Origin of the sequence: Aliivibrio sp. SR45-2 (genome assembly GCF_963890165.1) — a bacterium.
Taxonomy (GTDB): domain Bacteria; phylum Pseudomonadota; class Gammaproteobacteria; order Enterobacterales; family Vibrionaceae; genus Aliivibrio; species Aliivibrio salmonicida.
In genome coordinates this window covers 1-24560 of the sequence record NZ_CAWPRC010000177.1, presented here as the reverse complement: position 1 = coordinate 24560, position 24560 = coordinate 1, and the positions used below count along the sequence as shown (strand labels likewise).

Below are 24560 nucleotides of genomic sequence, written 5' to 3'. Positions count from 1 at the left end.
GATGGTTATGCAAACTCATTATGTAGAGGTTAACAATCAAGTGAACCCAATACAAAACCAGCCAGACAACGATAAAGAGAAAGCAAATCTTGATGCATGGTTGTTACAGGTAGCCTCATCTCAAGATAAGCAGGCTTTCTCTCTACTTTTTAAGTGGTTTGCACCTAAAATACGCGCTTATGGCATCAAGAAATTCAATGATCCCACATTAGCGATGGATCTTGTTCAAGAAACAATGACGCTCGTGTGGCGAAAAGCTGCGTTATTTAATCAGAATAAAGGTAATGCGTCGGGGTGGATATTTACAGTCATGAGAAACCACAGTTTTGATATGTTACGTAAAATGCAGTCAAATAAAGAAGACACGATAAGTGACGAACTCTGGCCATTGTTCGATAAGCAAGTTGAGAGCGTAGAACTTGATTGGTTAGAAACCAGAAAATTAAAAAAAGCCGTGAGTGTATTACCGCCTAATCAAAGAGTCGTGGTGGAAGGGATTTATGAGCAGGGGCTTACACAGCAAGAACTGTCAGAGCAACTCAGCGAACCGATTGGAACCATCAAATCAAGATTACGTTTAGCCTTAACCAAATTAAGACAGGAGTATGAGCATGAATAAGATAACCCACCATCCTAGTGATGCACTATTACATTCTCATATTGATGGGGATTTACCTGAATCGTTGTCTGTTGCTATGACTTTGCATTGTGATTTGTGTGAGCACTGTAAACACAAAGCGGAAAAATTGACTCAGTTGTTTGCAGTAAAAGCATGGAAAGAACCAAGTATAAGAGACACTAATGACGTTGATTTTTCCGATATGCTTGATGGTATTCTAAACAGTGATATTACAGACAGTTACCTGAAAGAAAAGCCAGTAGAGCATATCTTTATTAATTCATTGCATTATGAATTGCCTTACGTATTACATCGCTATGTTGATATGAAATGGAATCAATTGGGTGCAGTTAGTCGTGCTCGTTTAATTGAAGAAGGTGAAACACGTTCTAACCTTTTACAGATTAATGCTGGTGGTGTTATTCCTGCCCATACACACAAAGGCTTTGAGTTAACTCTGTTACTTGATGGTAGCTTTGAAGATGAATCAGGGACGTATAATAAAGGTGACTTTATTTGGTTAGATGCATCACATGCTCATAGCCCAAAAACGATAGAAGGGTGTTTATGTTATACCGTGCAAAATGCGCCATTACACTTTACACAGGGTATTAGTAAACTATTTAATCCGATTGGCAATTTATTGTACTAAACTGTAACTAAGGTAATAAAAAATAAATAAAAGATCACAGGAAGTGATCTTTTTTGAATACTACTGCGTAGTTATTCATAAGTTCAATAAGGATATATCATCATGAAGCACAGTCATTTTGTTACTACATTCATTTCCCTTTATGGTGAGTTAAACCATTCTACTTTATTTCGCCTCCCCGAAATTTATTCTGATGATATTCAGTTCATCGACGCAGTACATCATCTAAATGGTCTATCGCAATTGACTGACTATTTCGAACATTTGTATGCCAATATCTTAGAGTGTAAATTTCATATTCACCATGTCATTGAAAGTGATAATGAGGCCAGTCTTTTTTGGACTATGGAATACAGCCATCCTAAAATAAGTAAAGGTAAACGTATTTCAGTGGATGGGACATCTCACATAAAATTCAATGAAACGGTTTATTACCATCGTGATTATGTAGACATGGGGCAAATGCTGTACGAGCATTTGCCCGTAATTGGTTCTGCTGTGAAGTTTATTAAAAAGAGAATGGAATCATGAAGAGAATACTGATCACGGGAGCGACTTCTGGCATTGGTCTCTCTTTAACCGAAAAATACCTTGAGCAAGGGTATCAAGTGTATGCTTGTGGCCGAAACTTTTCGGCTTATGCTAATTCTGAACACTTAACGGTTTCAAAAGAAACAGGTAAGTTGATTGAAGTGGTGTTTGATCTTGATGACAGTGAATCAATTTTAACGGCATTTTCGGGTATTGAGATGCTTGATACGGTTATTTTAAATGCCGGTACGTGTGAGTACATTGATGATGCGATGAATTTTAACGCGGAATTGTTTGAACGAGTTATAAAAACTAATGTTATTTCAATTGGTTATTGCTTACAAGCATTGATACCTAAAATGAAGCGAGGAGGACATTTAGCGTTAATGGGATCAAGTGCTGCTTATGTTCCATTTCAACGAGCAGAAGCTTATGGATCAAGTAAGGCTGCGATTCATTATTTGGCTAAATCACTCCAGTTAGATATTTCACCTGAGGTATTAACGATTAGCGTTATCGCCCCTGGATTTGTAAAAACACCACTGACAAATAAAAACGATTTTCCTATGCCAATGTTGCTCGAAGTAGATAAAGCGGCGGAACACATTATAACGGGCATAGATAAAAATAAAAAACACATTCATTTTCCATTTCCATTTACGAGTTTCTTAATTTTAATGGGAAGTCTCCCTGATCGTATTTGGCACTGGATCGCTTTAAGGATGAAACGATAATGAAAAAAATTGCAGTTGTTGGTACGGGTATTTCAGGCTTAGTTTGTGCACATTTATTATCACGAGAACACGATGTGACAGTATTTGAAGCAAACGATTATATTGGTGGTCACACCGCAACAAAACGAGTGAAAGCGGAAGGGAAAGAGTGGGATATTGATACTGGGTTTATTGTTTTTAATGACCGAACCTATCCCAACTTCATTGAACTATTAACTCAGCTTGGGCTGTCTGGACAAGAAACAGAAATGAGTTTTAGTGTGAAGAACGTTATTTCAGGGCTTGAGTATAACGGTCATAATTTAAATACACTTTTTGCTCAGCGTTCTAATTTATTTAATACTAAATTTCTGTCATTGATCAGTGAGATTTTACGTTTTAATAAACAATGTAAAGAGTTATGGAATGAAGACCAAGGTGAGAATCATATTGAGCTTGATATTGATGGTTCGTTAGGGGATTTCCTATACAGCAATGATTACAGTAGTTACTTTGCCGATCATTACATATTACCGATGGGGGCTGCTATTTGATCTTCAAGCTTGCAAGACATGAAAGCGTTTCCGTTGCACTTCTTTATTCGATTCTTCCATAATCATGGCTTATTAGACATCGCAAATAGACCACAATGGTATGTCATTCCTAATGGATCTCATTCTTACATTGCACCTTTAATTGCATCGTTTAAAGATAATATTCATTTAAACAGTCCAGTGACAAGTGTTACTCGTCATATTAATGGCGTTACTCTTGAGATTAATCATCAAGATAAGTATGAATTTGATGATGTAGTATTGGCTTGTCATAGTGATCAATCTCAAGCGATGTTGAGTGATATTACCACCACAGAAAAAATGATATTAAGTAAATTAACGTATCAAGAAAATGAAGTGGTATTACATACTGATGAGAGTTTATTACCAATACAGAGACGTGCTTGGGCGGCGTGGAATTATCATCTAGATACTGCGAGCAAACATAACCCATCAAGTGTTACTTATAACATGAATATGTTGCAAGGGTTGGAAACACAAGAAACGACGTTTTGTGTGACGTTAAATAATTCTCCTTTGATCCATAAAGATAAAATATTAGGGGCGTATAAATACGATCATCCTGTATTTAATGCAGACACAATAGAAGCTCAAGCCCGTCGTAGAGAAATATGTGGTCATAATCATACACATTTTGCAGGAGCATATTGGTATAACGGGTTCCATGAAGATGGCGTAAAAAGTGCATTAGATGTTTGTCAGCGTTTTGGGATTAGCCTATGACCCATTCATGCCTCTATCAAGGCGATGTTAGACACAGACGGTTTCAAACTAAATTACACGACTTTAGTTACCGTATGTTTTTTGTCGCGTTAGATCTTGATGAGCTAGAAGAAACGCAACAAGTCGGGTGGTTTAAAAAAGGCGGTTTTGCGCCGCTTGCTTTTAATCGTTCCGATTATATAGGTTCAACTGACGAGCCATTAAAAAAATCAGTGAGAGATAAAGTGGTGGAGCTTGGTGGAGAGCTTAATGAAGGGCGAGTTTTATTCGTTGGTCAAGTTCGATGCTTTGGTTTTTATTTTAGTCCAATCAATCTTTATTATTGTTATAACGAATCAGAAGAGTTGACTGATTTATTAGCGGAAGTGAGTAATACCCCTTGGAATCAAACGCATTATTATTTGATTCAAATGGATTCAGATAAAGTTATAGATAAAACGTTTCATGTATCTCCTTTTCTTAATTTAGACATGAAATATCATTGGTTTGTAAAGGCACCGAATAAGCATTTATCTTTGCATTTAGAGAACAGAGGCTTAGGTATAGAGCAAGAAAAAATCTTTGATGCGACGATAGCAATGACACGCACCGAATTTAATTCAAAAAATATACGTCAACAAGTGATCTCTATTCCTCTGATGACCGTAAAAATAGTATGGGGCATTTATTGGCAAGCATTGAAATTACTAATAAAGCGAATTCCGTTTGTGCCGTACCCAAAGTTATAAGGAAAGAACAATGGATAGTAACCAAGTCGATACATCAACATTGAAAAACTCAACGGCAATTGATAATTACCCATCAATGCATTGGATTGATGGAATGGCACGTAAAATTCTTCTCGACTATTTAGGGCGAATGACTCAAGCGTCATTGACAATTAATGATGAAAAAGGACAAGTGATATTAGGTAATCCCTTGGCAACGCTACAAGCCGTTGTTGAAATTAATAATACAGAAGCGTATAGAAAAATTTTATTTGGCGGAGGGATTGGTGCAAGTGAAGCGTATGTTTCAGGGTGGTGGACAAGCCCAAACTTAACGAAAGTAATTCAAGTACTAGGGCGAGAGCAAGGCGTACTGGATAGAGTAGAAAGCAGCTTCAGCAAAGTGATTCAATTGTTTGATTTAATGAATCATAAACGCAATAAGAACACTGAGGAAGGTTCAAAAAAGAACATCTTAGCGCATTATGATTTAGGCAATGAGATGTATAAAACCTTTCTTGATAAGGAGATGCTGTATTCAAGTGCGATTTACCCACACGCTGATGCCAATTTAGAAGAAGCTCAACTGTTTAAGTTACAGACTATTTGTGAACGATTGGAATTAAAAGAAGGTGAAACGTTACTTGAGATAGGCACAGGATGGGGTGCATTAGCTATTTACGCTGCTCAACACTACGGAGTAAAAGTAACAACAACGACGATATCAGATGCTCAATTTGAATTTGCACAGCAGCGTGTAAAAGCATTGGGACTAGAAGATAAAATCACTTTGTTAAAGCAAGACTACCGAACACTTGAAGGGCAATACGATAAATTAGTCTCTATTGAAATGATAGAAGCGGTAGGGCATGAGTATTTAAGTATATTCTTTGATGTATGTAGTCGACATTTAAAACCTGAAGGTAAAATGTTAATACAAGCGATTACGATTTCAGACCAACGTTATGATCAATACAGAAAAAGTGTCGATTTTATTCAACGCTATATTTTCCCTGGTGGTTGTTTGCCTTCGGTTAGTGTAATGGCGAATAAAGTCGCTCAAAATACAGATATGGTGATCACATCTCTGCACGATATTGGGCTTGATTACGCTAAAACCTTACGCCATTGGTATGAGCGTTTTGATGATGCAAACGCTGAATTAAAACAAATGGGTTATGGCGACGATTTTATTCGCTTGTGGCAATTTTACCTTTGTTATTGTGAAGGTGGTTTTCTAGAACGTAAAATCAGTACGGTTCATTTAGTTGCCGCTAAACCTCAAAATGGTGTGATTTAAGTGTTGATTTAAAATTCATTTATTATTGATTGCTAGTCGATAAGTTAGGAGGCTCCCATGCTACGTTACTTCCCTCTAATCAATGCAGTATGGTTTCAGCTTGCGTGGTTTGCTGCGATTGTTTATAAGCAGCAAGCCATTCCTTTTTTATTGGCTTCTATCATTATTCATTTACTTGTTTCGCCAAAAAGAAAAGTAGATACGCTGTTACTTATCTCCGTCGCCACTTTTGGTGTTATGAGTGATGTTTTACTGTCGTATTTTAATATATTCCTGTTCACTAATGACGTGCTTATTCCTTTTTGGCTTATTCTGCTATGGTGCCACTTTTCTTTTGCTATCAATCATAGCCTAGGTTGGTTATCTCGTATTCCGATGGTGTTCGTGGTGTTACTTGGAGCCATTGCCGGGCCTCTTAACTATCTTGCAGGCTATCGCTTAGGAGCGGTTGATTTTTATTATTCATATGAAATCACTTTATTTTCGGTAGGAGTGATCTGGGCCGTGAATCTGTGCGTATTTACTATTATCCAGAAACAACTCTCACAGCGTTTTGATAATAAAGGAATAGCCGATGTTCAAGTTAATTAAGGTATTGATGATTGCGGGACTGTTAATGACAAACAGTGTATTAGCATCACCATTAAGCGGCTTATCTAGCAGTGGTAAATCTGAGTTGTCGTGGTTTTTAATATCAGTGTATGAAGCGCAATTGTTTACCTCGTCGGGTAAATTTCAATATGGTGATTATCCTCAAGCGTTAGAAATTGAATACTACCGACATATATCAAAAGAAAATTTAATCAAAGCAACCAAAGATCAATGGGAAGATCAATCCATTAACCATCCTAAGATTGACGCGTGGCTTGTTGAGTTAGAAACGGTATTTCCGGATGTTAAACCCCAAGATAAATTAGTGTTTACTATCGATAAAAATGGATCAAATCAGTTTTATTTGAACGATAAACCCTTAGGTAATATCGCGAACCAAGACTTTTCACAATTATTTTTAGACATATGGGTTTCAGAGAAAACGACCTACCCAGATTTACGTCTTGAGTTGATAGGAGATAGAAAATGAAACGATTGAGTTTGCTTCTATTGAGTTTGTTTTTATTCGGCTGTTCGTCTCAAGACATCAGTGATTATGAAGAGGCTTCTCCTACCTTTTCAATGAAAACCTTTTTTGAAGGTGATTTAAAAGCAGAAGGTATAGTAAAAGACTTTAGCGGTACAGTGATAAGAACGTTTGTCGTTGATCTTCAAGCTCAATGGAATGGGAGCACATTAACGCTAGACGAGCAGTTTCTATTTAATGACGGCGAAGAACAAGATCGAACGTGGATTATTAAAGACCTAGGTAATAATTCATACACAGGAACTGCCGGTGATATTCTTGATACCGCCTATGGTAAAAGTGCAGGAAATGCCCTGAACTGGCAATACTCTATGATATTAAAGGTCGACGATTCACACTATGAAGTTGAGTTTGATGATTGGATTTATCAAATATCAGACAGTGTTGTGATCAATGAAACTGCTATTTATAAGTGGGGAATACAAGTCGGCGAAGTGGTCTTGGTGATTAGAAAATAAGTCGTTCATACAAAGCCACCCCCTTATTGAGGTGGCTTGAAAGAGGGCAATTATTTACAAACTAATTCAGAATTTCTTCCTTTTAACTTTTTATAAGCAGCCATCATATTGTCTTTCTTAACAAAACGTTGTGGCGGCTCTAGCACAGACAGTTGATAATCCGTATTTTCATTAGTTATTGATGAAGTTGGAGTAATTACGACGACGTTTAAATTTGGATTTAGGCGTTTTATTTGTTCTGCAGTACCAAGTCCATTTTCAATATGAAATTTCCCCGCGATATGCATTACTTGAGCCCCCGAGTGTCGCTTCAGATACGTGACAATGCTTTCTGCCATTGTTGCATCCCACGTTATTTGTGACGCAAACTGTTTTTGAGTTTGGTCTTCATCACCATGATGCATTGATGCGAAAAATTTTGATTTATAAGGCGAATCTGATGTATCTACGTTATTTGCTACCCATGTTCTTTCAGTGTCATCAAGTTTATCAAGATAAGTAATACCTTGTTGTCCAATACATTTAACTATTGGTTTTGGGGCATTAGACGCAATAATGTCATGATCAGTGGCTTTTGCGAGTTCAACTAATGGGCGATAATCACTTTCATAATTAGGCCATGCATCGGCTTCTGACATTAACGTTTGTTCACCAATTTCTCCTGCTATATACGCATCAATTACAGGTTGTTTATTGCGACTAAATTGCTCCATAGAAAGGGCTAGTTTAGGGTTTTCGCTTGATAATTGTTTAAATAGGTCTGTTTGAAAGCGATGAACTGCAGCATGGGTATGCCATTCTCCAATTAAAATAACGTCAGCGTTGGTTATTTCACTTGGTAATTGAGGTAAAGAGATCCCTTCTCCGTTTGGAGATAATAATTGGTAATCATAAAAACTAGTAACCGAAGACGTGTTGGATTGAATGCTTTGGCTACACCCGGATAAAAAAAACAAAGAAAGCGCAGAAATGAACGTAATAGATTTCATAGGAACAACTTAGTAAAGAACAGAAGAGTAGAATAGGGTAATTAAGGACTACTTTCAATCTTAATAGTAATCATTATCAATTGTAGTGTGAGATCGCTTAAAGAAATGACATGGGTGTAACACCAATGTCATTCACGTTATTGTATAATAGGTTTCAACGTACTTAAGTAAGGATATTTATGAGTGCTCAATACTTTGATGAAAAAAGTAGTTATGAAGAAATCGAGCTAGAATGGCTTGATGCAATGGAAATTGGTTTGTATTTTGATGATTCAATGCATTCTGAGAGTGATACTGAAACCACTCTCAACAATTAATTCTCACAGAGTAATTAACTCTAATCACTTGATTTAGGCAAAAAGGAAATAGATTCCCCTTCCGCGGTTAAAATCGAAATCTGTACCGGCTTGCCTTTGTCATCCAGCCTTAATTCCCCTATAGAACTCTTGTTGATCAATTTATCGTTATTGGTTACTGACGGATCTCGTTTTATTACGACTAAATTTTTACGTTTCGTAAACCAGTTTAATGGTGAATGTGGGCTATAAAGCACTCTATCCATAAAGTCACAGAAACGAAGCAACGTATTGGGAAATTCATTTTTAAACCCGCTACAGGTGATTTGATAGATATCAGGACTCGATTTACTGTGACGTAACTTGATGTCATAAGCAAAAGAGTAATGCACATCACCAGATAGAATAACAAAATTTTGAGGCGTTTTAGGATGAGTCAAAATACTTAATAAGGTATTTGCGGATCCTGGGTGAGCCATCCAGTTTTCTGCATCAATAACTAAAGGTTGCCCTAGAATGGTCATTGTTTTTTGTAAGGCTTCGATAAACTTCACACCAAAAATTGGTGCAGCAGAGACAATAATGATGGCCTCTTGCCCAATAAGTTCGTGCTGAAAATCTAACATCGCTTCCCAATCCATGAGGCCAGAGGGTTTATTGGCATTTGATTCTGAGCGCCAACGGCGGGTTCTTGTGTCCAATACTACGATTTTTGGAGTCGTAAGAATAGAGTAATGCCATTCCTCAAATCGAGTAAGTTGATGAATAATTTGTGTATGTTTTTTATGATCATAATGACTAAAGAGCTCACGAAAGCGATCAAGAAAATCCTCGTCGAATTGCTCTGGATTATTCCCCCATCCCTGACAAAGAAAGTACCCCATTAATCCATTACCAATTACCTGGGCGGCAAGAGGGTGACCATTAACGGCGTTTTCCCAGCCAATCGTTAAGTTCCAATCGTCAGTGATATCGTGATCATCAAAGATCATATAGGTGGGAATATGAGCAAACAATTGCTGAACGTCTTTAAGGCCTGAAACAAATTGCTCAATAATTTGTTTCTCTTTTTTCCAACACTGCTGCCATTTTTTATCGAGATTTGGCAGGGATTCAGGTAAAGAAACACAACCCCATAATGTCGGAGACCACACCAATAGGTACATGACAAAAAACTCAGAAAAGGTCATTAGATGGTTTTCGTGTTCGGTAGAGCTAAAAATTGGGCGAGATTTATATAAATTCCATCGAGAAAGGAAATTAGTATTATCGATATAATGAGGCAATATTTTATCGCGATAATAGAGATTATGCTCATGTGAATATAATGAAGATCCCGTTGGTATTGTTGAGTCCGGCAGTATTTCTTCAAATAAACCTAATTGAGGAATAATTTGTTGAATAGCGATTAACATTGGCCCTGCAACATCATCCGCATAGATTTGATCTCCACTCATCATCAATAAAGCGGCTCTTTCTTCTATTGCTTGTGTTTTTAGTTGTTGGTTTGCAATAACTAAACTGTCTTTACTTGGGTAATGAGGGTTGCGGCAAGACCCATGCAGTACATAATCGGCTTTGTCTTTGATGATGAAAGAAAATGTTGTTTCGTTTGGATATAAGGCATGAGGTAACAAACTCGATAATGAGCCATGTTGAGTCGTTATGTCGTAATAAAGCGCTTGGTTTACAGGAAAACTTTCTTTGCATTGCAGTAGGTAAACCCAAGCATTCTGGCCAATGTTAATGCCTTGTTCGTCTGTGATGATGAACTGGTGTGAGTGCAGCCCGCATTGAATTGTTGTATGTCCTTCAAGACGCTCAGAGGTTGTGAGCCATAGGTTCACTTCTGTTGGGCTTGATTTTCTAACAATAGGGCCAGCAAGAATTAAGGGTAAGATAATAGGCATCAATTAATACAACGTTGAATAATGGATGTCTATTATCATACGTGAGCGGCCTTAACTTGCAACATCCTGTATTTTAGCTTGTTTGTATAGCTCCAGTGTTTTAAGTCGTTGTACTGAATGATCAACAATGGGATCCACATAATTATCTGGTTTCAACAGTGGTTTCACACTGGGTTGATGGAGCTGTTTTCCTAAGAGAGCGGTTAAGTTAGGTAACCAGTATTTAATGAAAACGCCATTATTATCAAAGCGTTCACTTTGTGTTGTGGGATTAAAAATACGAAAATAAGGTGAGCTGTCACAACCTACCGAAGCACACCATTGCCAACCTCCATTATTTGATGCAAAGTCACCATCAATGAGTGTAGACATAAAATATTGTTCTCCCCAGCGCCAATCAATGTGTAAATCTTTTACTAAAAAACTCGCGGTGATCATGCGTAATCGATTATGCATCCAACCTGTGGTATTCAGTTGTTTCATCGCGGCATCGACAATAGGGTAGCCAGTTTCACCATTACACCATTGTTCAAACTGATCTTGTTTATTATTCCACTGAATGTGTTTTTCAAAATCAAGGAACGCGTGGTTCTTCGATAAGCTAGGAAAAAAATAGAGTAAGTGGGTGTAAAATTCTCGCCAAATTAACTCATCAAGCCAAATTTCTTGACCTTGTGAGAGTTGATTATTGGCTTCTAAGTGCAAACTTAAAATACATTGTTTTGCTGAAAGTGCACCAATAGCAAGATAAGGCGATATTTGACTCGTACCATTAATGGCTGGGTAATCACGCTGATCATGATAATCTTGTGATTTCTCTCGGCAAAATAGACGCATTTTTTTAAGTATCGCAGTATTCGAAACTGGCCACACTTTGCTTTCATTATTCATCGATGAGGTAAATTTGCTATCTAAATAAGGTGTTAATGTATTTAACTGTTGTTCAGACAGTGGAACCGAAGGAATGACTTTTTCTATGGTTGGGAAGTGCTGATAAAAATACGCTCGCCATGCTTTTTTAAAGGGGGTGAATACTTTATAAGGTTTCTGGGTTTTATTTATTATTTTACCAACCGTGACGGCGCACTTTGCATTATAGAAGTGACTCTCAATATTCGTTAACTGTGATCTTACATCGGCATCTCGGGCTAATTCATCGGCTTCGTATTCTTTATTCGCAAACAGATGAGTAATATCGAGATCGTTGCAGAGCATTGTAAGTTGCTCTGAGGTATTTTTGAACCACGGGCAAGACACAATAATTAATGGGACGTTTATTTCTTGCAGCTCTTTTTCTAACTCAAGTAAACGTCTTTTGATTAAATCAATTTGAATAGAAGATTTATGGTGTTTTTTCCATTGCGCTTCACTAACGACATAAAGAGCAATGGTTGGTTCTTGATTGGCAAGGGCTGCCGATAACGCAGGGTTATCAGCAATTCTTAAATCAGTTCTAAACCAAACACATTGTGTCGTTGGTTTATAATCCATAGCGTAATCTCAATTCTTGAGGGTATGGATTCAGGAATGATTGTTTGGCTAAATATTCGTTAGTATGTATTCCTAAATGGTGTTTAATTAAGGTTATCGGAGACAATAGAGGCAGTAATCCTTGATTGTATTCTTGAATCACAAGGGCTAATTCTTTTTTCTGTGGTGATTCTAGTTCTTTTTTGAAATACCCTTGTAGGTGCATTAATACGTTTGTATTGTTTTTGCGTGACGCACGAATCGACATGGTTTGCATCAATTGAGTACGATAAATAGCAAAGAACTCGTGGATGTCATAATCCGCGACTTTAGCGACTAACTTACCGAGTTCTTTGTAACCGACGGTTGAATGAGACATTAAGGTGTATTTATAGCGGGAATGAAACGCAATGATTTTCCCAGGTGTTGGGTTGCCATCCATCGATTTATATAAATCATTTAAGCAAAACACACGAGTAATGAAGTTCTCTTTTAATACAGGATCAGAGAGTCGTCCATCTTCTTCTACGGGTAACCAAGGCATCTCTTTCATTAATATTTGAGTATAAAGACCTACGCCATTTTTAGTCGCACTATTTTTACTATAAACTTTGACACGCTCCATGCCACAGCTTGGAGAATTAGCGCAGACAATGTAACCACACATTTCGGTTTCTTTTAATCGATTAACGGTTTTCTGTGAGAATTCGATCATTGAATCGGTGTAGTCAAGTGATGCATTCTTTGAATCGACTAGGGCGATACGCTCTTCGTTAGTAACAAGACGTATGGTTGGTCTAGGAACTGACATTCCACTGCCGACTTCAGGGCAGATTGGAACATAAGTGAAATAAGGGGCAAGCACTTTAGAGGCAAACTTATTACTTTTGTGCCCGCCATCAAAACGAACACTTTCACCATTGACGCATGAACTTATACCAACTTGAATATCCATGATTTACACTCCATTGCTTATTTTTATTATATGTAGTTAATTAAACGAATTAACTCTCCATTTGGATCACTTCAGCTTGACTCTTTTTTTTTACTCACGCAAACTGCCTGTAAACATATTGTGACACCTCTCTTATTAAGGATTGTTTGTGCGTCTTGAAGTACAGTGTAAAGATCGATTAGGTCTAACCCGTGAGTTACTTGATATTCTTGCTTCTCAGAGTATTGATTTACGAGATATCGAGATTGATAAATCGGGCTTAATTTACCTTAACTTTCCTGAAGTTGACTTTGAAGAGTTTAGTCTATTAATGGCAAAAATTCGACGAATCGATGGGGTTATTGATGTAAGAAAAATTCAATTCTTACCGAGTGAACGTCGTAATACCGAATTGCTCGCGGTATTGAGTACATTACCAGACCCTGTTTTTTCGATTAATTTAAAAGGTAAAATTGACACGGTAAATCACGCGGTAATGTCATTGTTTAAATTAGAAAGAGAGGCGTTAATCGCTCAACCAGCGACGGTTCTTGTTCCTGATTTTAATGTCATGCTTTGGTTGGAAGAGTCGCGTATTCGTCAACGTGAATCAATGAAAGTTGATGGTGTTGCTTATGTGATGGAAATTATGCCGGTATACATTACGAATGACAGTAATGCATCGATACTGGTAAGCGCGGTGGTAATCATTAAGCCCGCAGTAGAATCACAGCACGCAAGACCTTTTATCCCTGAATCGTCTAATTTGGGTTTTGAGCATTTTGTCGGCTCATCGACTAAATACAAAAAATTGATTTCTCAAGCGAAAAAACTGTCCGATATTGATCAATCTTTACTTATTCAAGGAGAGACGGGAACGGGCAAAGAAATGCTAGCACGTGCTTGTCATAATGCTTCTATTCGTTCGGGTAAGGCATTTATGGTCGTTAACTGTGCAGCCATGCCTGATGACGTTGCAGAGACTGAATTATTTGGTTATGCCCCTGGTGCGTTTCCGAATATGCCAGAAGGAAAGAAAGGGATTATTGAACAAGCCGATGGCGGAACCGTTTTCTTTGATGAAATCAGTGAAATGAGCCCTCTATTACAGATTAAGTTATTACGTTTCATCCAAGATGGTAATTTTCGTCGTGTTGGAGAAGAGAAAGAAATTCACGTTGATGTAGGCATTATTGGCGCGAGTAAGAAAGAACTTCTAGACTTAGTAGAACAAGGCATATTCCGAGAAGACCTTTATTATCGATTGAACGTGTTGTTTTTAGAGATCCCGCCATTGCGTGAGCGCCCATCAGATGTTGCTACGTTATTTGAATTTTTTGTTGCTCAATTATGCAAAGAGTTAGGTATCGTTAAACCGTCGATATCGGAAGATGTTTATGAGTATTTACGCAGTTATTCGTGGCCTGGAAATGTGAGACAGCTGAAAAGTGCAACCTTAAAAGCCCTAACTCAGATGGACCGAAATCAGTTGAATATTTCTCATTTCATGTTGCCTAATATGGATAAAAATAGTACGAATATGATGAATCTCAATATAGATGGTACGTTGGATGAAATCATGAAGACCTATGAATCTACTATTTTATCAAGTTTGTATAGTGACTTTCCATCGAGCAGAAAACTCGCTAAACGTCTGGGTGTTTCTCATACTGCAATTGCGAATAAATTACGTGATTATGGTATCGGTAAGAAGTAGGGATGAACAATATGGATGTACATTTTGATTTTGACCATTACCAAGTTCGTTTGATTAAAAGCAGTGATGCCGTAATGATTGCTAATTATTTTATGCGTAATCGTCATCACCTAGAGCCGTGGGAGCCAAAGCGTGCGAACGCTTTTTTTACTGCAGAGGGCTGGAAGCAACGTTTGCTGCAACTTGTTGAACTGCATAAACATAATTTGGCGTTCTATTTTGTGATCTTTGATAATCAAGAAAAGAGAATCATTGGTACGGTGAGCTACAGCAATATTACTCGATTTCCATTCTATGCAACGAATGTAGGCTATTCGCTAGATGAAAATGAACAAGGCAATGGAATCATGCAACGCGCCGTAGAAAAAACCATTCATTGGATGTTTACGGTTCAGAATCTTCATCGAATCATGGCTGCTTATATTCCCCGTAACAATAAAAGCGGTAATGTATTATCTAAACTTGGCTTTGTAAAAGAAGGTGAAGCGAAAGCTTATTTATACATCAATGGTGGGTGGGAAGATCATATTCTTACCTCAAAAACCAATGAACACTGGAAGCCTGATTAGATTGTGCATTGTTGATTTCTCAGAATGAATAATTGGTATAGGAATAATGAACGAAAGATAAACAGAGCGCTAAGTGTTTGTTATACTCAGTTTGTTATTGAATAAAATTAATAAATAGAAAGGATTTTTAAATGTTAAAGTTCATTAAGTTTTTACAGTTGTTGATTTTGGGTGTGGTGGGTGCGTTTGTTATCCAATCAACCGTATTACATGGTATTGGCATTTTTTCTGAGCGTTATGTGATCATGAGTTTACTACTTATGGCTCTACTTCAATTGGCTATCTTCATTATCTATAAGTTAGTAGAAGATGATTTCACCAATGAACCGAAAAAATAGCGCGAATTACGGCTAAAAATAAAAACCGATGATCTAATATGGCATCGGTTTTTTTGTGTCTGTCGTTGGAAATCAGAATAATTCGGTTAATGCGCTATCAATGGCGTTAACTAATTTTGTGATGTGCTCAGGCTCTGAAATAAACGGAGGCATCAAATAAATAAGTTTACCAAATGGTCGGATCCAAACCCCTTGGTCAACAAAGTGCGCTTGTATTTTTTCCATTTCGACTGGTGTTGTTAATTCTACAACCCCGATTGCTCCTAACCAGCGAACATCAGCAACGACATCGTGTTTTTTTAGTGTAGGCAATAGCTCTGCAAAACAGGTTTCAATTTGTTTAGTTTGAGTTTGCCATCGGTTTTGTTTAATTATCTCTAGACTTGCATTAGCAACGGCACAGGCTAGCGGATTCCCCATAAATGTAGGGCCATGCATAAAGCAACCTGCGTCTCCTCCACATACGGTATCTGCCACAATTTTACTGGTTAAGGTCGCAGAGAGTGTCATATAACCCCCTGTTAATGCTTTACCAATACACATAATATCAGGTTCAATATCTGCATGTTCACAAGCAAATAACTTACCTGTTCGACCAAATCCCGTCGCAATTTCATCCAAAATCAGTAGTAATCCATAATGATCACATAAGCGACGAACTTCTTTTAGATATTGAGGATGGTATAAACGCATTCCACCAGCACCTTGGACGATAGGTTCAAGGATCATCGCTGCAATGTCGTTATGATGTTCAGCTAACATTGTTTCTAAAGAAATAATGTCACTAGGGTTCCATTCTTCGCCAAACTTACTTGTCGGTGAATCAACAAATAGGTGCTCAGGAAGAAAGCCCTTATACAAACCATGCATAGAGTTATCAGGGTCAGTAACGGACATTGCTGCAAATGTATCACCATGGTAACCGTGACGAACGGTTATGAATTTAGAGCGAGGCTGTCCTTTTGCATGCCAATATTGCAGTGCCATCTTTAAGCTTACTTCCACCGCAACAGAGCCTGAATCGGCTAAGAAGACTTGCTCTAATCGAGAGGGGCTTAACTCGACTAATTTTTTACATAAATCAACCGCTGGCTGGTGAGTAATACCGCCAAACATAACATGTGCCATTTTATCGGTTTGAGCTTTCAATGCTTGATTAAGATGTGGGTGGGAGTAGCCATGAATAGCTGACCACCAAGAAGACATGCCATCGACCAATTCTCGCCCATCTTCTAAATAGAGGTTAACCCCGTACGCGTGAGTGACAGGGTAACAAGAAAGAGGGTTCAAGGTAGAAGTATACGGATGCCAAATGTGCTGACGGTCAAAATCCAAATCGATATTATTGCTCATTAATTCACCAGTTGTAAACTTTGTGCTTTCATTTAGGTTGACAGTGTATCGTTTAACCGTAGACTAGCCAAGTATAAAAACAACACAAAATTAAAGGAATTTACACGTGGAAGTGAGACATAACTGGACAGTAGCAGAAGTTAAGGCCTTAATGGATAAGCCTTTTATGGATTTAGTCTTTGAAGCTCAACTTGTTCATAGACAATATCAAGAAGCAAATTACGTGCAAGTGAGTACGTTGTTATCAATCAAAACAGGCGCATGCCCTGAAGATTGTAAATACTGTCCTCAAAGTGCTCATTACCGCACTGATGTCGATCGTGAACGTCTAATGGAAGTAGAAAGTGTGCTTGATGCGGCGAAAAAAGCGAAGGACTCTGGTTCAACGCGTTTTTGCATGGGAGCGGCTTGGAAGAATCCAAAAGAGCGTGATATGCCTTATCTATTGGATATGATTAAAGGCGTGAAAGACATTGGCCTAGAGACATGCATGACTTTGGGGATGATCACATCAGATCAAGCTGGCGAATTATCAGGCGCAGGATTGGATTACTACAACCATAATTTAGATACTTCTCCAGAATTTTACGGCAATATTATTACGACACGTACTTATCAAGATCGTTTAGATACGTTATCACATGTTCGTGATGCGGGAATGAAGATTTGTTCTGGTGGCATTATTGGCATGGGGGAAAGTGTTAATGACCGTGCCGGACTGTTTGTTGAATTAGCGAATCTTCCGCAACACCCTGAATCAGTACCTGTGAATATGCTTGTAAAAGTAAAAGGTACGCCATTAGAAGATGCAGAAGACGTAGATCCATTTGATTTTATTCGTTTGATTGCTGTTGCTCGGATCATGATGCCAGAATCCGCGGTTCGCCTATCTGCTGGTCGTGAAAGCATGAATGAACAGATGCAAGCTTTGTGCTTTATGGCAGGGGCCAACTCGGTTTTTTATGGTTGTAAATTATTGACGACGCCAAACCCTGATGAAGACAGTGACATGCAGTTATTTAAAAAACTGGGTGTGAACAGCCATCAAGTGGCTCAAAAGCCAGATGAAGTTCAAGAACATGAATTATTAGATCGCGTTGCTGAGCGTGTGGCTTCTCGCCCTGATAAAAACGATTTATTTTATGAAGCAAGCGTTTAGTGAACGTATTAGCTCTGCACTTACTTTGCGTAAGCAAGCAGGGCTAACTCGTGCCAGAACGGTTATTGAACAAGGTAATCAATCCAGATTAAGTGTCGATGGTAAATCGTACCTTAATTTTTCAGGGAATGATTATCTTGGCTTAGCCGGCAGTCAAGAATTAACACAAGCATGGCAACTGGGCCTTTCTTTATATGGCAGTGGCAGCGGTGCTTCACCTTTAGTTACTGGCTATTCAAAACCTCACGCTGATCTTGAATCACAGTTGGCTGAATGGTTAGGTTTTGATTGTGCTGTGTTGTTTAATTCGGGCTTTAGTGCCAATCAAGCGATTCTGTTTTCGTTATTAGAAAAAGGCGATCAAGTCGTTCAAGATAAATTGAATCATGCCTCGTTGATGGAAGCAGGAATTTTATCACCTGCGAGCATGAAGCGTTTTAAACATAATGATGTAGCACACTTAGATAAATTACTGAAGGCATCAATTTGTAATCCTTCTTTGGTGGTAACGGAAGGCGTTTTCAGTATGGACGGTGATCTTTCCCCTTTATCTGAGTTATCAAGAGTAACGAAAGAAAATAACGCTTGGTTCATGGTGGATGATGCTCATGGGTGCGGGGTGCTAGGAAGTCATGGCCGTGGATGTTGCGATCTTTATCAAATTACGCCTGATATTCTCGTTGTTACTTTTGGTAAAGCGTTTGGTCTGTCTGGTGCTGCGGTATTGTGCAACGTTGAGTGTGGCGATTATTTATCTCAGTTTGCTCGTCATCATGTGTATTCAACCGCGATGCCACCAGCACAAGCACATGCGTTATCACATGCGTTATCGATGATCCAACAACAAGAATGGCGTCGTAAAAAACTAGACGAGTTAAGTCAGCAATTTGAATCAGAGTTAAGATCATCTGTTGGTGTTATTACAACGCAAACACCAATCAAGCCGATCATTATTGGTGACAGCGAAACCGCGATGGCCTTATCTTATTCATTAAAAGAAAAGGGAATGTGGACTACCGCGATTCGTCCCCCCACAGTCCCGTTGGGTACCGCTCGTTTACGAGTGACGTTAAGTGCAAACCATTCAGAGAAAGACATTAAATTGCTTACTCAAGCGATAACAGAATTAAGGTGATGGAATTATGGTTAATCAAGCTGTCGCCATAGACGCCGAATATTGGATTAAAAATCACAGTAAAAATAAAGAAGCGATTGCTGCTGCATTTAGTAAAGCGGCTCATACTTACGATCGCTCGGCAGAGTTTCAACGTCAAGTTGCGGATCATCTTATGTCGTATTTACCAATAAAATTAGATGGGGTGCGTGTTCTTGATATCGGTTGTGGTACTGGATATTGCAGTGAACAACTGCTGAATCGTGGGGCAACCGTTGTTGCATTTGATTTGGCTCATGCAATGCTGGTCAAAGCGAAAGAACGTTGCGGTGATTATAACATTTCTTATGTTCAAGGTGATGCGGAAGATCTTCCTTTTGATGTGAATGAATTTGATGTAGTGATTTCAAGTTTAGCGTTGCAATGGTGTCAGGATTTATCTGTTCCTTTAGCTGAAATGAAACGAGTTACCGAAAATAAAGGCAAGGTTATATTCTCAACTTTGCTAGATGGATCTCTGTTTGAGTTAAAAAAAGCATGGTCAAAGGTTGATATATATCAACATGTGAATGAATTCATTACCTTATCGGCGGTAAACCTTGCGTTAGCGCAATCTGAGAACCATTCCTATCAACTAGACTGCATTCCTGTTGAGATGATGTACTCTTCTGCGACAGCTTTAATGAAGGATTTAAAAGGCATTGGAGCAACGCATTTACCTAATGGCCGACAGTCAGGTTTGCTGAGTAAGCAAAAGCTATTAGCAGTAGAAGAGGCATATCAAATGTTTAAAAATGAATTTAACCGCTTACCTGCAACGTATCAGGTGGGTTATGGAGTTATACGTAATGATTGATGCATTTTTTATTGCAGGTACAGATACAGATGTTGGTAAAACCGTTGCTTCAAAAGCAATTCTAGATGCGTTAAACATGAAAGGTTTACGTTCCGCAGCTTACAAACCTATTGCGGCTGGTTCAGAAGATAAAGGTGATGGTGTTCAAAACTCTGATGCGATTCATTTACGCTCTGTCGCTAACGTAGAGTTAAGCTATGATGAAGTAAATCCCTACGCATTATTGTTGCCTACCTCTCCGCATATCGCGGCGGCGGCTGAGAATATTGTGATTGATTATTCTGTCTTATCTAAAGGGTTAGCATCACTTAAAGCCAAATCTGATATCGTATTAGTTGAAGGGGCTGGTGGTTGGCGTGTACCGGTATCTAAAAGCGATTGCTTATCTACATGGGTGCAGCAAGAAAAGCTCCCTGTTGTGTTAGTTGTAGGCATTAAATTAGGGTGTTTAAGCCATGCGATGCTAACAGCAGAAGCGATAAAGCATGATGGTTTAGACATTGTTGGTTGGGTAGCAAACCGAGTGAATCCGGGCACTGAGCATTACGCTGATATTATCGAGATGTTAGAAGATAAGATGCCGGCACCAAAACTGGGGGAAATCCCGTATATGCCAAGTATTAAGCGCAAGAGTATGGGTAAATACATCAATCTTGATTTTTTAATGGAGATTTAATAATTTTAAATTGATGCCTTATGATTTAAAATGCAATAAAGCCAATATTTGTTATGATATTGGCTTTATTTTTATGTGATTTCAGTCATATACTGCTTTCTTTTACTAAATTGTATATTAGTAATTATTTGATCTTTTCTCTCTTCACCAACTAATCGAATTGCTGCTCTCATTATGGCTCGATCTTTATAATTTAAATAATAGATATCACACATGATCGATCGAATCGCTTCATTAATTGTCATACCTTGTATTTGCAGTTGTTTCAGTATCTTTCGATCTGAAAAAGTAAAGTCAATTAAGTTCATGATGATATCCTATGCTCTATATAAAGGAAAAGTGCTTCCTTAATGTTTATAGACCTAATGATATTCTTATTAACAAGTTGGAATATGGCACTTGTAAATTAAAATCAAACACAAATGCCAAATGCCATTATTGAATTATAGTTAATTAATTGAAAATTAAGGTTATTTATGAGAACTTTTGTCTAAATAATTTTACCATCATTCTTGTTTTTTCAGGTAAATAACTTGGTGTTGGGTATACTAATGTAATCGTAAGGTCAGTGAATGATTGCCTAGGTAAAACTTCAATTAACTGTCCAGATTGAATGTTATCCTCTATTAATATTGAGGGTAGTAAAGCAATCCCTTTTCCGGATAACGCCAATCTTTGCAATAAATTAAGATCATCACTAAATAAATGATACGTTAATCCTTGGGGTAAAAGACTCTTATTATAACGACTGGCTAACAGGTGAAAATTATTCAACTGAGTTATATTGTCAGGCTTTCCATTATTCTGTAGATATTCTGGTGACGTAACCATACTGTAAGGAATTTGAATTAAACGTTGCTGAACGTAATCATCATGCAGTGGTTCAATATAGCTTGGTAAAATTTGTAGATCAATATTCTCTCGACGAAGATCAAGTGATTGAACATGATGCTCTATTTCAAGTTTCACTTCAGAGTAGTCATCAATGTATTGTTCAATGAGCTGTGAGAATACCTCTGTCATTCCAAGAGCGGGTGGAATAGCTACTCTTAACGTGCCTTTTGGGCTTAAATGTTGTTCTTTCATTAATCGACTAGCATCGACAAGTGTATTAATTGGGTTCGACGCTTGCTGATACAGCCATTCACCTTGTTGGGTGAGTTCTATTGCCCGCGTAGTTCGAATAAGCAGTTGATGGCCTAAGCATTTTTCCAATTCTTGTAAACGACGACTGACTTTTGAGCGTTGTAATCCCGAGAAATTAGCTGCAGAGCTAATGCCTTTATGCCTAACAACAAGCACAAATAGATAAATATCATCAAAAGAAGGCAGTGATTTTATAGTGTCACTCATATTATTGTCCTATTTATAGGTCGTATATGGCTTATTTTGCCATCTATTCGAAAACTTTTCATTCTCTATAATGCATATTCAGATCCTTACCGAGAAAATTCATGCAAGCTGCAGAACAAAAATTTAAACAATGGATGCGAATCCTAATCGTCTTATTTCTCATTGTAACCGCGTATTTGGTCATGTCAGACAGATTGACGCCATTAACTACGCAAAGCAAAGTACAAGGATTTGTTGTTCAGATTTCACCTGAAGTGTCTGGCCGCATTGTGGAAGTTAGCCATACAAATAATCAGTTAGTAAAGAAAGGGGAATTATTGTTTAAAATTGATGATGAAAAATATCAATTAGCGGTGAGAAAAGCAGAGATAGCATTGGCTCAAGCTCGAGAGCAAGAAGCGTCATTAGTCGCTGATATTGAAGCATCGCGATCAAACGTAATAACAACACAAGTTACTGCGGATAATGCTAATCGTGAATATCACCGAATTAAAAGACTTGCGAAATCTGGAGCGGTGTCAGTCTCTGGATTAGATACGGTCTTAACTAAAAGAGATCAATCATCGGCAAACCTTATGGCTGCTAAGCAAAAAGTACATGCACTAGAAGTGAAACTAGGGAAAGGAGATGGTCAAAGTAGTGCGGTATTATCGGCTAAAAATACATTAAAACAAGCGCAACTTGATTTAGAGAACACACAAGTAATTGCTCAAAATGAAGGTATTATCACTAATATGCAATTACACGTAGGTGTATTTGCTAATGCAAACCAACCATTACTGACGTTCATTCCTACTGATTCGCTGTGGATCTCAGCAGATTATCGTGAAAAAGCGACATCAAAGATGAATAAAGGAATGAAAGCTGAAGTTGCTTATGATGCAATGCCTGGTGAGGTTTTTCCATTAACCGTTGAAAGCCGAGATTATGGTGTCGCGTCGGCGCAGCAGAAGGCCAATGGACAGTTAAGCAGTGTTGAAGTCAGTAATCGCTGGGTACGTGACGCTCAACGAGTAAGAGTGAACTTGATTAGTTCTGAGTCCTTTTCACCGCGCTTATTTGTGGGTTCTAGAGCTACGGTTATTATTTATACGTCAGGCAACAATATCATTGATTATATTGGACACAGTTTGATCGTGATGATCAGCTATTTACATTATATTTATTAGTGTGAGGCTACGATGAAAGCATTACGAATATGGTTTGGTTGTGTTGCAGGTTTTGCAATGTGTACATTATTGGGGTGGTCAAATGGGATGTTTGGTACGTTACTGCCATTATTCGTGTTATCTAATTTGAATCGTTGGCATTCAGAGATGTTTATTCAATTAATGGTCAGTATTTTTTGGGTAAGTATTCAGGTTTCTTTAATTGTTGGTTTTCTGCAACCTTATCCAATGTTAATGACAGTAGCGGTAGGCCTATTACTCCTGTTTAAATGCCATGCCATGCACTATAAAGCGAGTTATTTATTCGGTTATACTGGGTTACTCATTGGCTCAATCCTATTGAATTTTGGTTCTTACGCGAACTTTGACTTAGAAAATTTCATTATTGGAGTTTGGGTTGCAGCTGTTATGGTTGTACCAATTAGTGCGCTTGCTTTTTATTTATTCCCTGATCCAGTCGAAGAGAGTAAACCCATATTAAAAGTAGAAGGGCAGAGTAAAGATCCAAGAGAAATGTTAGAGCAAACGGCTCTTGGCTGGATGGTTGCAATGGTCGTCTTTTTTATTTTTGAAATAGGTAATTTGAATGATTCATTATCAGCGCAAGCGTCTATGTTAATCATGCTCTCTCCTATGACGTTAGTGGGGTCTTTTGCGATGGCTCGTATTCGTATTATAGGAACCGTTGCAGGATGTTTAGCCGCAATGGCGATTCAGTTACTCTTATATGATTTGTATGAAAATCCTATTTTATATATCTTAAGTTTTGCTATTGCTTCAGGGTATTTTTGTAAGTGGTTAGCCAGTGACAAACCAGTAATGAAAGGTATCGGTTTTTCTGCAATGGCTGCATTAACCATTCCAATCACAGGGGCAATACCGGGTCAAAAAGACGCCTTCTTTGCTATTTTGTATCGAGCTTCATCTATTGTTGTTGCTGTGATTGTAACCAGTTTATTGATTTGGATATGTTATCGATTAATACAACTGTTTCCAATCTTCTTTCGTGGTGTAGAAAGAAATAAGTCGTAATAATAAAGATAGAGTTAGGGTGAAAGTAACCTTAACTTTATTTTGTTCGATTGTTATTTTTACTACTAAAGAGGCTCAATGTTCCATGAACTTCTGCGATAAAGACATGCTCTTCTGGAAATTGCGAAAAAATGGCAATATGGTGTTCAGATAAATCATAGTATTCATAATTTAGAATTGAAATATGGTCTAATTGCGTGTTATAAATG

26 protein-coding genes and 1 pseudogene are annotated in these 24560 nt (G+C 38.0%); 20 read left to right on the top strand and 7 right to left on the bottom strand.

Features of this window, described 5'->3' with window-relative positions; translation table 11 throughout:
• The 10 genes and pseudogenes from AACV33_RS16585 to AACV33_RS16540 all read left to right on the top strand — a co-directional run.
• Positions 1-619: sigma-70 family RNA polymerase sigma factor (locus tag AACV33_RS16585; RefSeq protein WP_255458620.1), on the top strand; the 619-nt coding region annotated here is incomplete at its 5' end.
• Entirely contained in the window at positions 612-1271 is a 660-nt protein-coding gene (locus AACV33_RS16580; RefSeq protein WP_065609367.1) for a ChrR family anti-sigma-E factor, read from the top strand. The genes AACV33_RS16585 and AACV33_RS16580, both read left to right, overlap by 8 nt.
• A 102-nt stretch (positions 1272-1373) precedes the next feature.
• Positions 1374-1802: a nuclear transport factor 2 family protein gene (locus tag AACV33_RS16575; protein WP_017021431.1), complete on the top strand. Its 429-nt coding sequence runs from the start codon at positions 1374-1376 to the stop codon at positions 1800-1802.
• Positions 1799-2536 (top strand): SDR family NAD(P)-dependent oxidoreductase, encoded by a 738-nt coding sequence (locus AACV33_RS16570; RefSeq protein WP_017021432.1) that lies wholly within the window; start codon positions 1799-1801, stop codon positions 2534-2536. Before AACV33_RS16575 ends, AACV33_RS16570 begins: the two co-directional genes overlap by 4 nt.
• Positions 2536-3813 (top strand): annotated as a pseudogene (locus tag AACV33_RS16565) (NAD(P)/FAD-dependent oxidoreductase). The gene AACV33_RS16570 and the pseudogene AACV33_RS16565 overlap by 1 nt, the downstream one beginning before the upstream one ends.
• Complete coding sequence (locus tag AACV33_RS16560) at positions 3810-4541, top strand: DUF1365 domain-containing protein (protein WP_017021434.1); 732 nt, start codon at positions 3810-3812, stop codon at positions 4539-4541. Before AACV33_RS16565 ends, AACV33_RS16560 begins: the two are co-directional and overlap by 4 nt.
• 76 nt (positions 4542-4617) lie before the next feature.
• A complete protein-coding gene (locus AACV33_RS16555) occupies positions 4618-5820 on the top strand; it encodes a class I SAM-dependent methyltransferase (RefSeq protein WP_370527186.1) in 1203 nt (400 codons plus the stop codon).
• A 57-nt stretch (positions 5821-5877) separates the two neighbouring features.
• Positions 5878-6411: a DUF2878 domain-containing protein gene (locus tag AACV33_RS16550; RefSeq protein ID WP_182700426.1), complete on the top strand. Its 534-nt coding sequence runs from the start codon at positions 5878-5880 to the stop codon at positions 6409-6411.
• Positions 6395-6901, top strand: a complete 507-nt coding sequence (locus AACV33_RS16545) for a chalcone isomerase family protein (RefSeq protein WP_017021437.1) — start codon at positions 6395-6397, stop codon at positions 6899-6901. The genes AACV33_RS16550 and AACV33_RS16545 overlap by 17 nt, the downstream gene beginning before the upstream one ends.
• Positions 6898-7416 (top strand): DUF3833 domain-containing protein, encoded by a 519-nt coding sequence (locus tag AACV33_RS16540; RefSeq protein WP_182700425.1) that lies wholly within the window; start codon positions 6898-6900, stop codon positions 7414-7416. Before AACV33_RS16545 ends, AACV33_RS16540 begins: the two co-directional genes overlap by 4 nt.
• A gap of 50 nt (positions 7417-7466) precedes the next feature.
• On the opposite strand, the gene AACV33_RS16535 is transcribed toward AACV33_RS16540, so the two are convergent.
• On the bottom strand, positions 7467-8405 hold the full coding sequence (locus tag AACV33_RS16535) for a ChaN family lipoprotein (RefSeq protein ID WP_182700424.1): 939 nt from the start codon (positions 8403-8405) through the stop codon (positions 7467-7469).
• Between the two features lie 179 nt (positions 8406-8584).
• Here AACV33_RS16535 and AACV33_RS16530 point away from each other — a divergent pair, with 179 nt between their 5' ends.
• Positions 8585-8722, top strand: coding sequence for a hypothetical protein (locus tag AACV33_RS16530; protein WP_017021440.1), 138 nt, complete (start codon positions 8585-8587; stop codon positions 8720-8722).
• Between the two features lie 20 nt (positions 8723-8742).
• On the opposite strand, the gene AACV33_RS16525 is transcribed toward AACV33_RS16530, so the two are convergent.
• From AACV33_RS16525 to AACV33_RS16515, 3 genes are read right to left on the bottom strand one after another with little or no spacing between them, the layout of a single operon-like run.
• On the bottom strand, positions 8743-10611 hold the full coding sequence (locus tag AACV33_RS16525; RefSeq protein ID WP_065609351.1) for an alkaline phosphatase D family protein: 1869 nt from the start codon (positions 10609-10611) through the stop codon (positions 8743-8745).
• Positions 10612-10662: 51 nt separating this feature from the next.
• On the bottom strand, positions 10663-12102 hold the full coding sequence (phrB, locus tag AACV33_RS16520; protein ID WP_182700423.1) for a deoxyribodipyrimidine photo-lyase: 1440 nt from the start codon (positions 12100-12102) through the stop codon (positions 10663-10665).
• Entirely contained in the window at positions 12092-13036 is a 945-nt protein-coding gene (locus AACV33_RS16515; RefSeq protein ID WP_182700422.1) for a YbgA family protein, read from the bottom strand. Before AACV33_RS16515 ends, phrB begins: the two co-directional genes overlap by 11 nt.
• A gap of 148 nt (positions 13037-13184) precedes the next feature.
• Between AACV33_RS16515 and tyrR the strand changes: the two genes are divergently transcribed.
• The 3 genes from tyrR (at position 13185) to AACV33_RS16500 (ending at position 15639) form a co-directional block, all read left to right on the top strand.
• Complete coding sequence (gene tyrR / locus AACV33_RS16510; RefSeq protein ID WP_012552138.1) at positions 13185-14732, top strand: transcriptional regulator TyrR; 1548 nt, start codon at positions 13185-13187, stop codon at positions 14730-14732.
• Between the two features lie 11 nt (positions 14733-14743).
• The gene (gene rimJ, locus AACV33_RS16505) at positions 14744-15301 is read left to right on the top strand and encodes a ribosomal protein S5-alanine N-acetyltransferase (RefSeq protein ID WP_026025403.1); all 558 of its coding nucleotides are present in this window, start codon (positions 14744-14746) and stop codon (positions 15299-15301) included.
• A gap of 131 nt (positions 15302-15432) precedes the next feature.
• Complete coding sequence (locus tag AACV33_RS16500) at positions 15433-15639, top strand: hypothetical protein (protein ID WP_012552136.1); 207 nt, start codon at positions 15433-15435, stop codon at positions 15637-15639.
• 72 nt (positions 15640-15711) lie between these two features.
• Here AACV33_RS16500 and bioA read toward each other — a convergent pair whose 3' ends face one another.
• Positions 15712-16980: an adenosylmethionine--8-amino-7-oxononanoate transaminase gene (bioA, locus tag AACV33_RS16495; RefSeq protein WP_182700428.1), complete on the bottom strand. Its 1269-nt coding sequence runs from the start codon at positions 16978-16980 to the stop codon at positions 15712-15714.
• Positions 16981-17098: 118 nt separating this feature from the next.
• Between bioA and bioB the strand changes: the two genes are divergently transcribed.
• Genes bioB through bioD form a run of 4 tightly spaced genes read left to right on the top strand, consistent with a single transcriptional unit; the run spans position 17099 to position 20797 of the window.
• The gene (gene bioB, locus AACV33_RS16490; RefSeq protein WP_017021445.1) at positions 17099-18151 is read left to right on the top strand and encodes a biotin synthase BioB; all 1053 of its coding nucleotides are present in this window, start codon (positions 17099-17101) and stop codon (positions 18149-18151) included.
• Positions 18135-19286: an 8-amino-7-oxononanoate synthase gene (gene bioF, locus AACV33_RS16485; protein WP_182700421.1), complete on the top strand. Its 1152-nt coding sequence runs from the start codon at positions 18135-18137 to the stop codon at positions 19284-19286. The genes bioB and bioF overlap by 17 nt, the downstream gene beginning before the upstream one ends.
• 7 nt (positions 19287-19293) lie before the next feature.
• Positions 19294-20121, top strand: a complete 828-nt coding sequence (gene bioC / locus AACV33_RS16480) for a malonyl-ACP O-methyltransferase BioC (RefSeq protein WP_017021447.1) — start codon at positions 19294-19296, stop codon at positions 20119-20121.
• Positions 20114-20797 (top strand): dethiobiotin synthase, encoded by a 684-nt coding sequence (gene bioD / locus AACV33_RS16475; RefSeq protein ID WP_182700420.1) that lies wholly within the window; start codon positions 20114-20116, stop codon positions 20795-20797. Before bioC ends, bioD begins: the two co-directional genes overlap by 8 nt.
• Positions 20798-20868: 71 nt before the next feature.
• Here bioD and AACV33_RS16470 read toward each other — a convergent pair whose 3' ends face one another.
• Together AACV33_RS16470 and AACV33_RS16465 are read right to left on the bottom strand one after the other, a co-directional pair.
• Positions 20869-21105 carry a hypothetical protein gene (locus AACV33_RS16470; RefSeq protein WP_017021449.1) on the bottom strand — a complete coding sequence of 79 codons (237 nt, stop codon included), beginning with the start codon at positions 21103-21105 and terminating at the stop codon, positions 20869-20871.
• Between the two features lie 166 nt (positions 21106-21271).
• Positions 21272-22150 (bottom strand): LysR family transcriptional regulator, encoded by an 879-nt coding sequence (locus tag AACV33_RS16465; RefSeq protein ID WP_012552129.1) that lies wholly within the window; start codon positions 22148-22150, stop codon positions 21272-21274.
• A gap of 101 nt (positions 22151-22251) precedes the next feature.
• Here AACV33_RS16465 and AACV33_RS16460 point away from each other — a divergent pair, with 101 nt between their 5' ends.
• Positions 22252-23319: an HlyD family secretion protein gene (locus tag AACV33_RS16460; RefSeq protein WP_182700419.1), complete on the top strand. Its 1068-nt coding sequence runs from the start codon at positions 22252-22254 to the stop codon at positions 23317-23319.
• 12 nt (positions 23320-23331) lie between these two features.
• Positions 23332-24351 carry a DUF2955 domain-containing protein gene (locus tag AACV33_RS16455; protein ID WP_182700418.1) on the top strand — a complete coding sequence of 340 codons (1020 nt, stop codon included), beginning with the start codon at positions 23332-23334 and terminating at the stop codon, positions 24349-24351.
• The last annotated feature ends 209 nt before the right edge of the window (positions 24352-24560 follow it).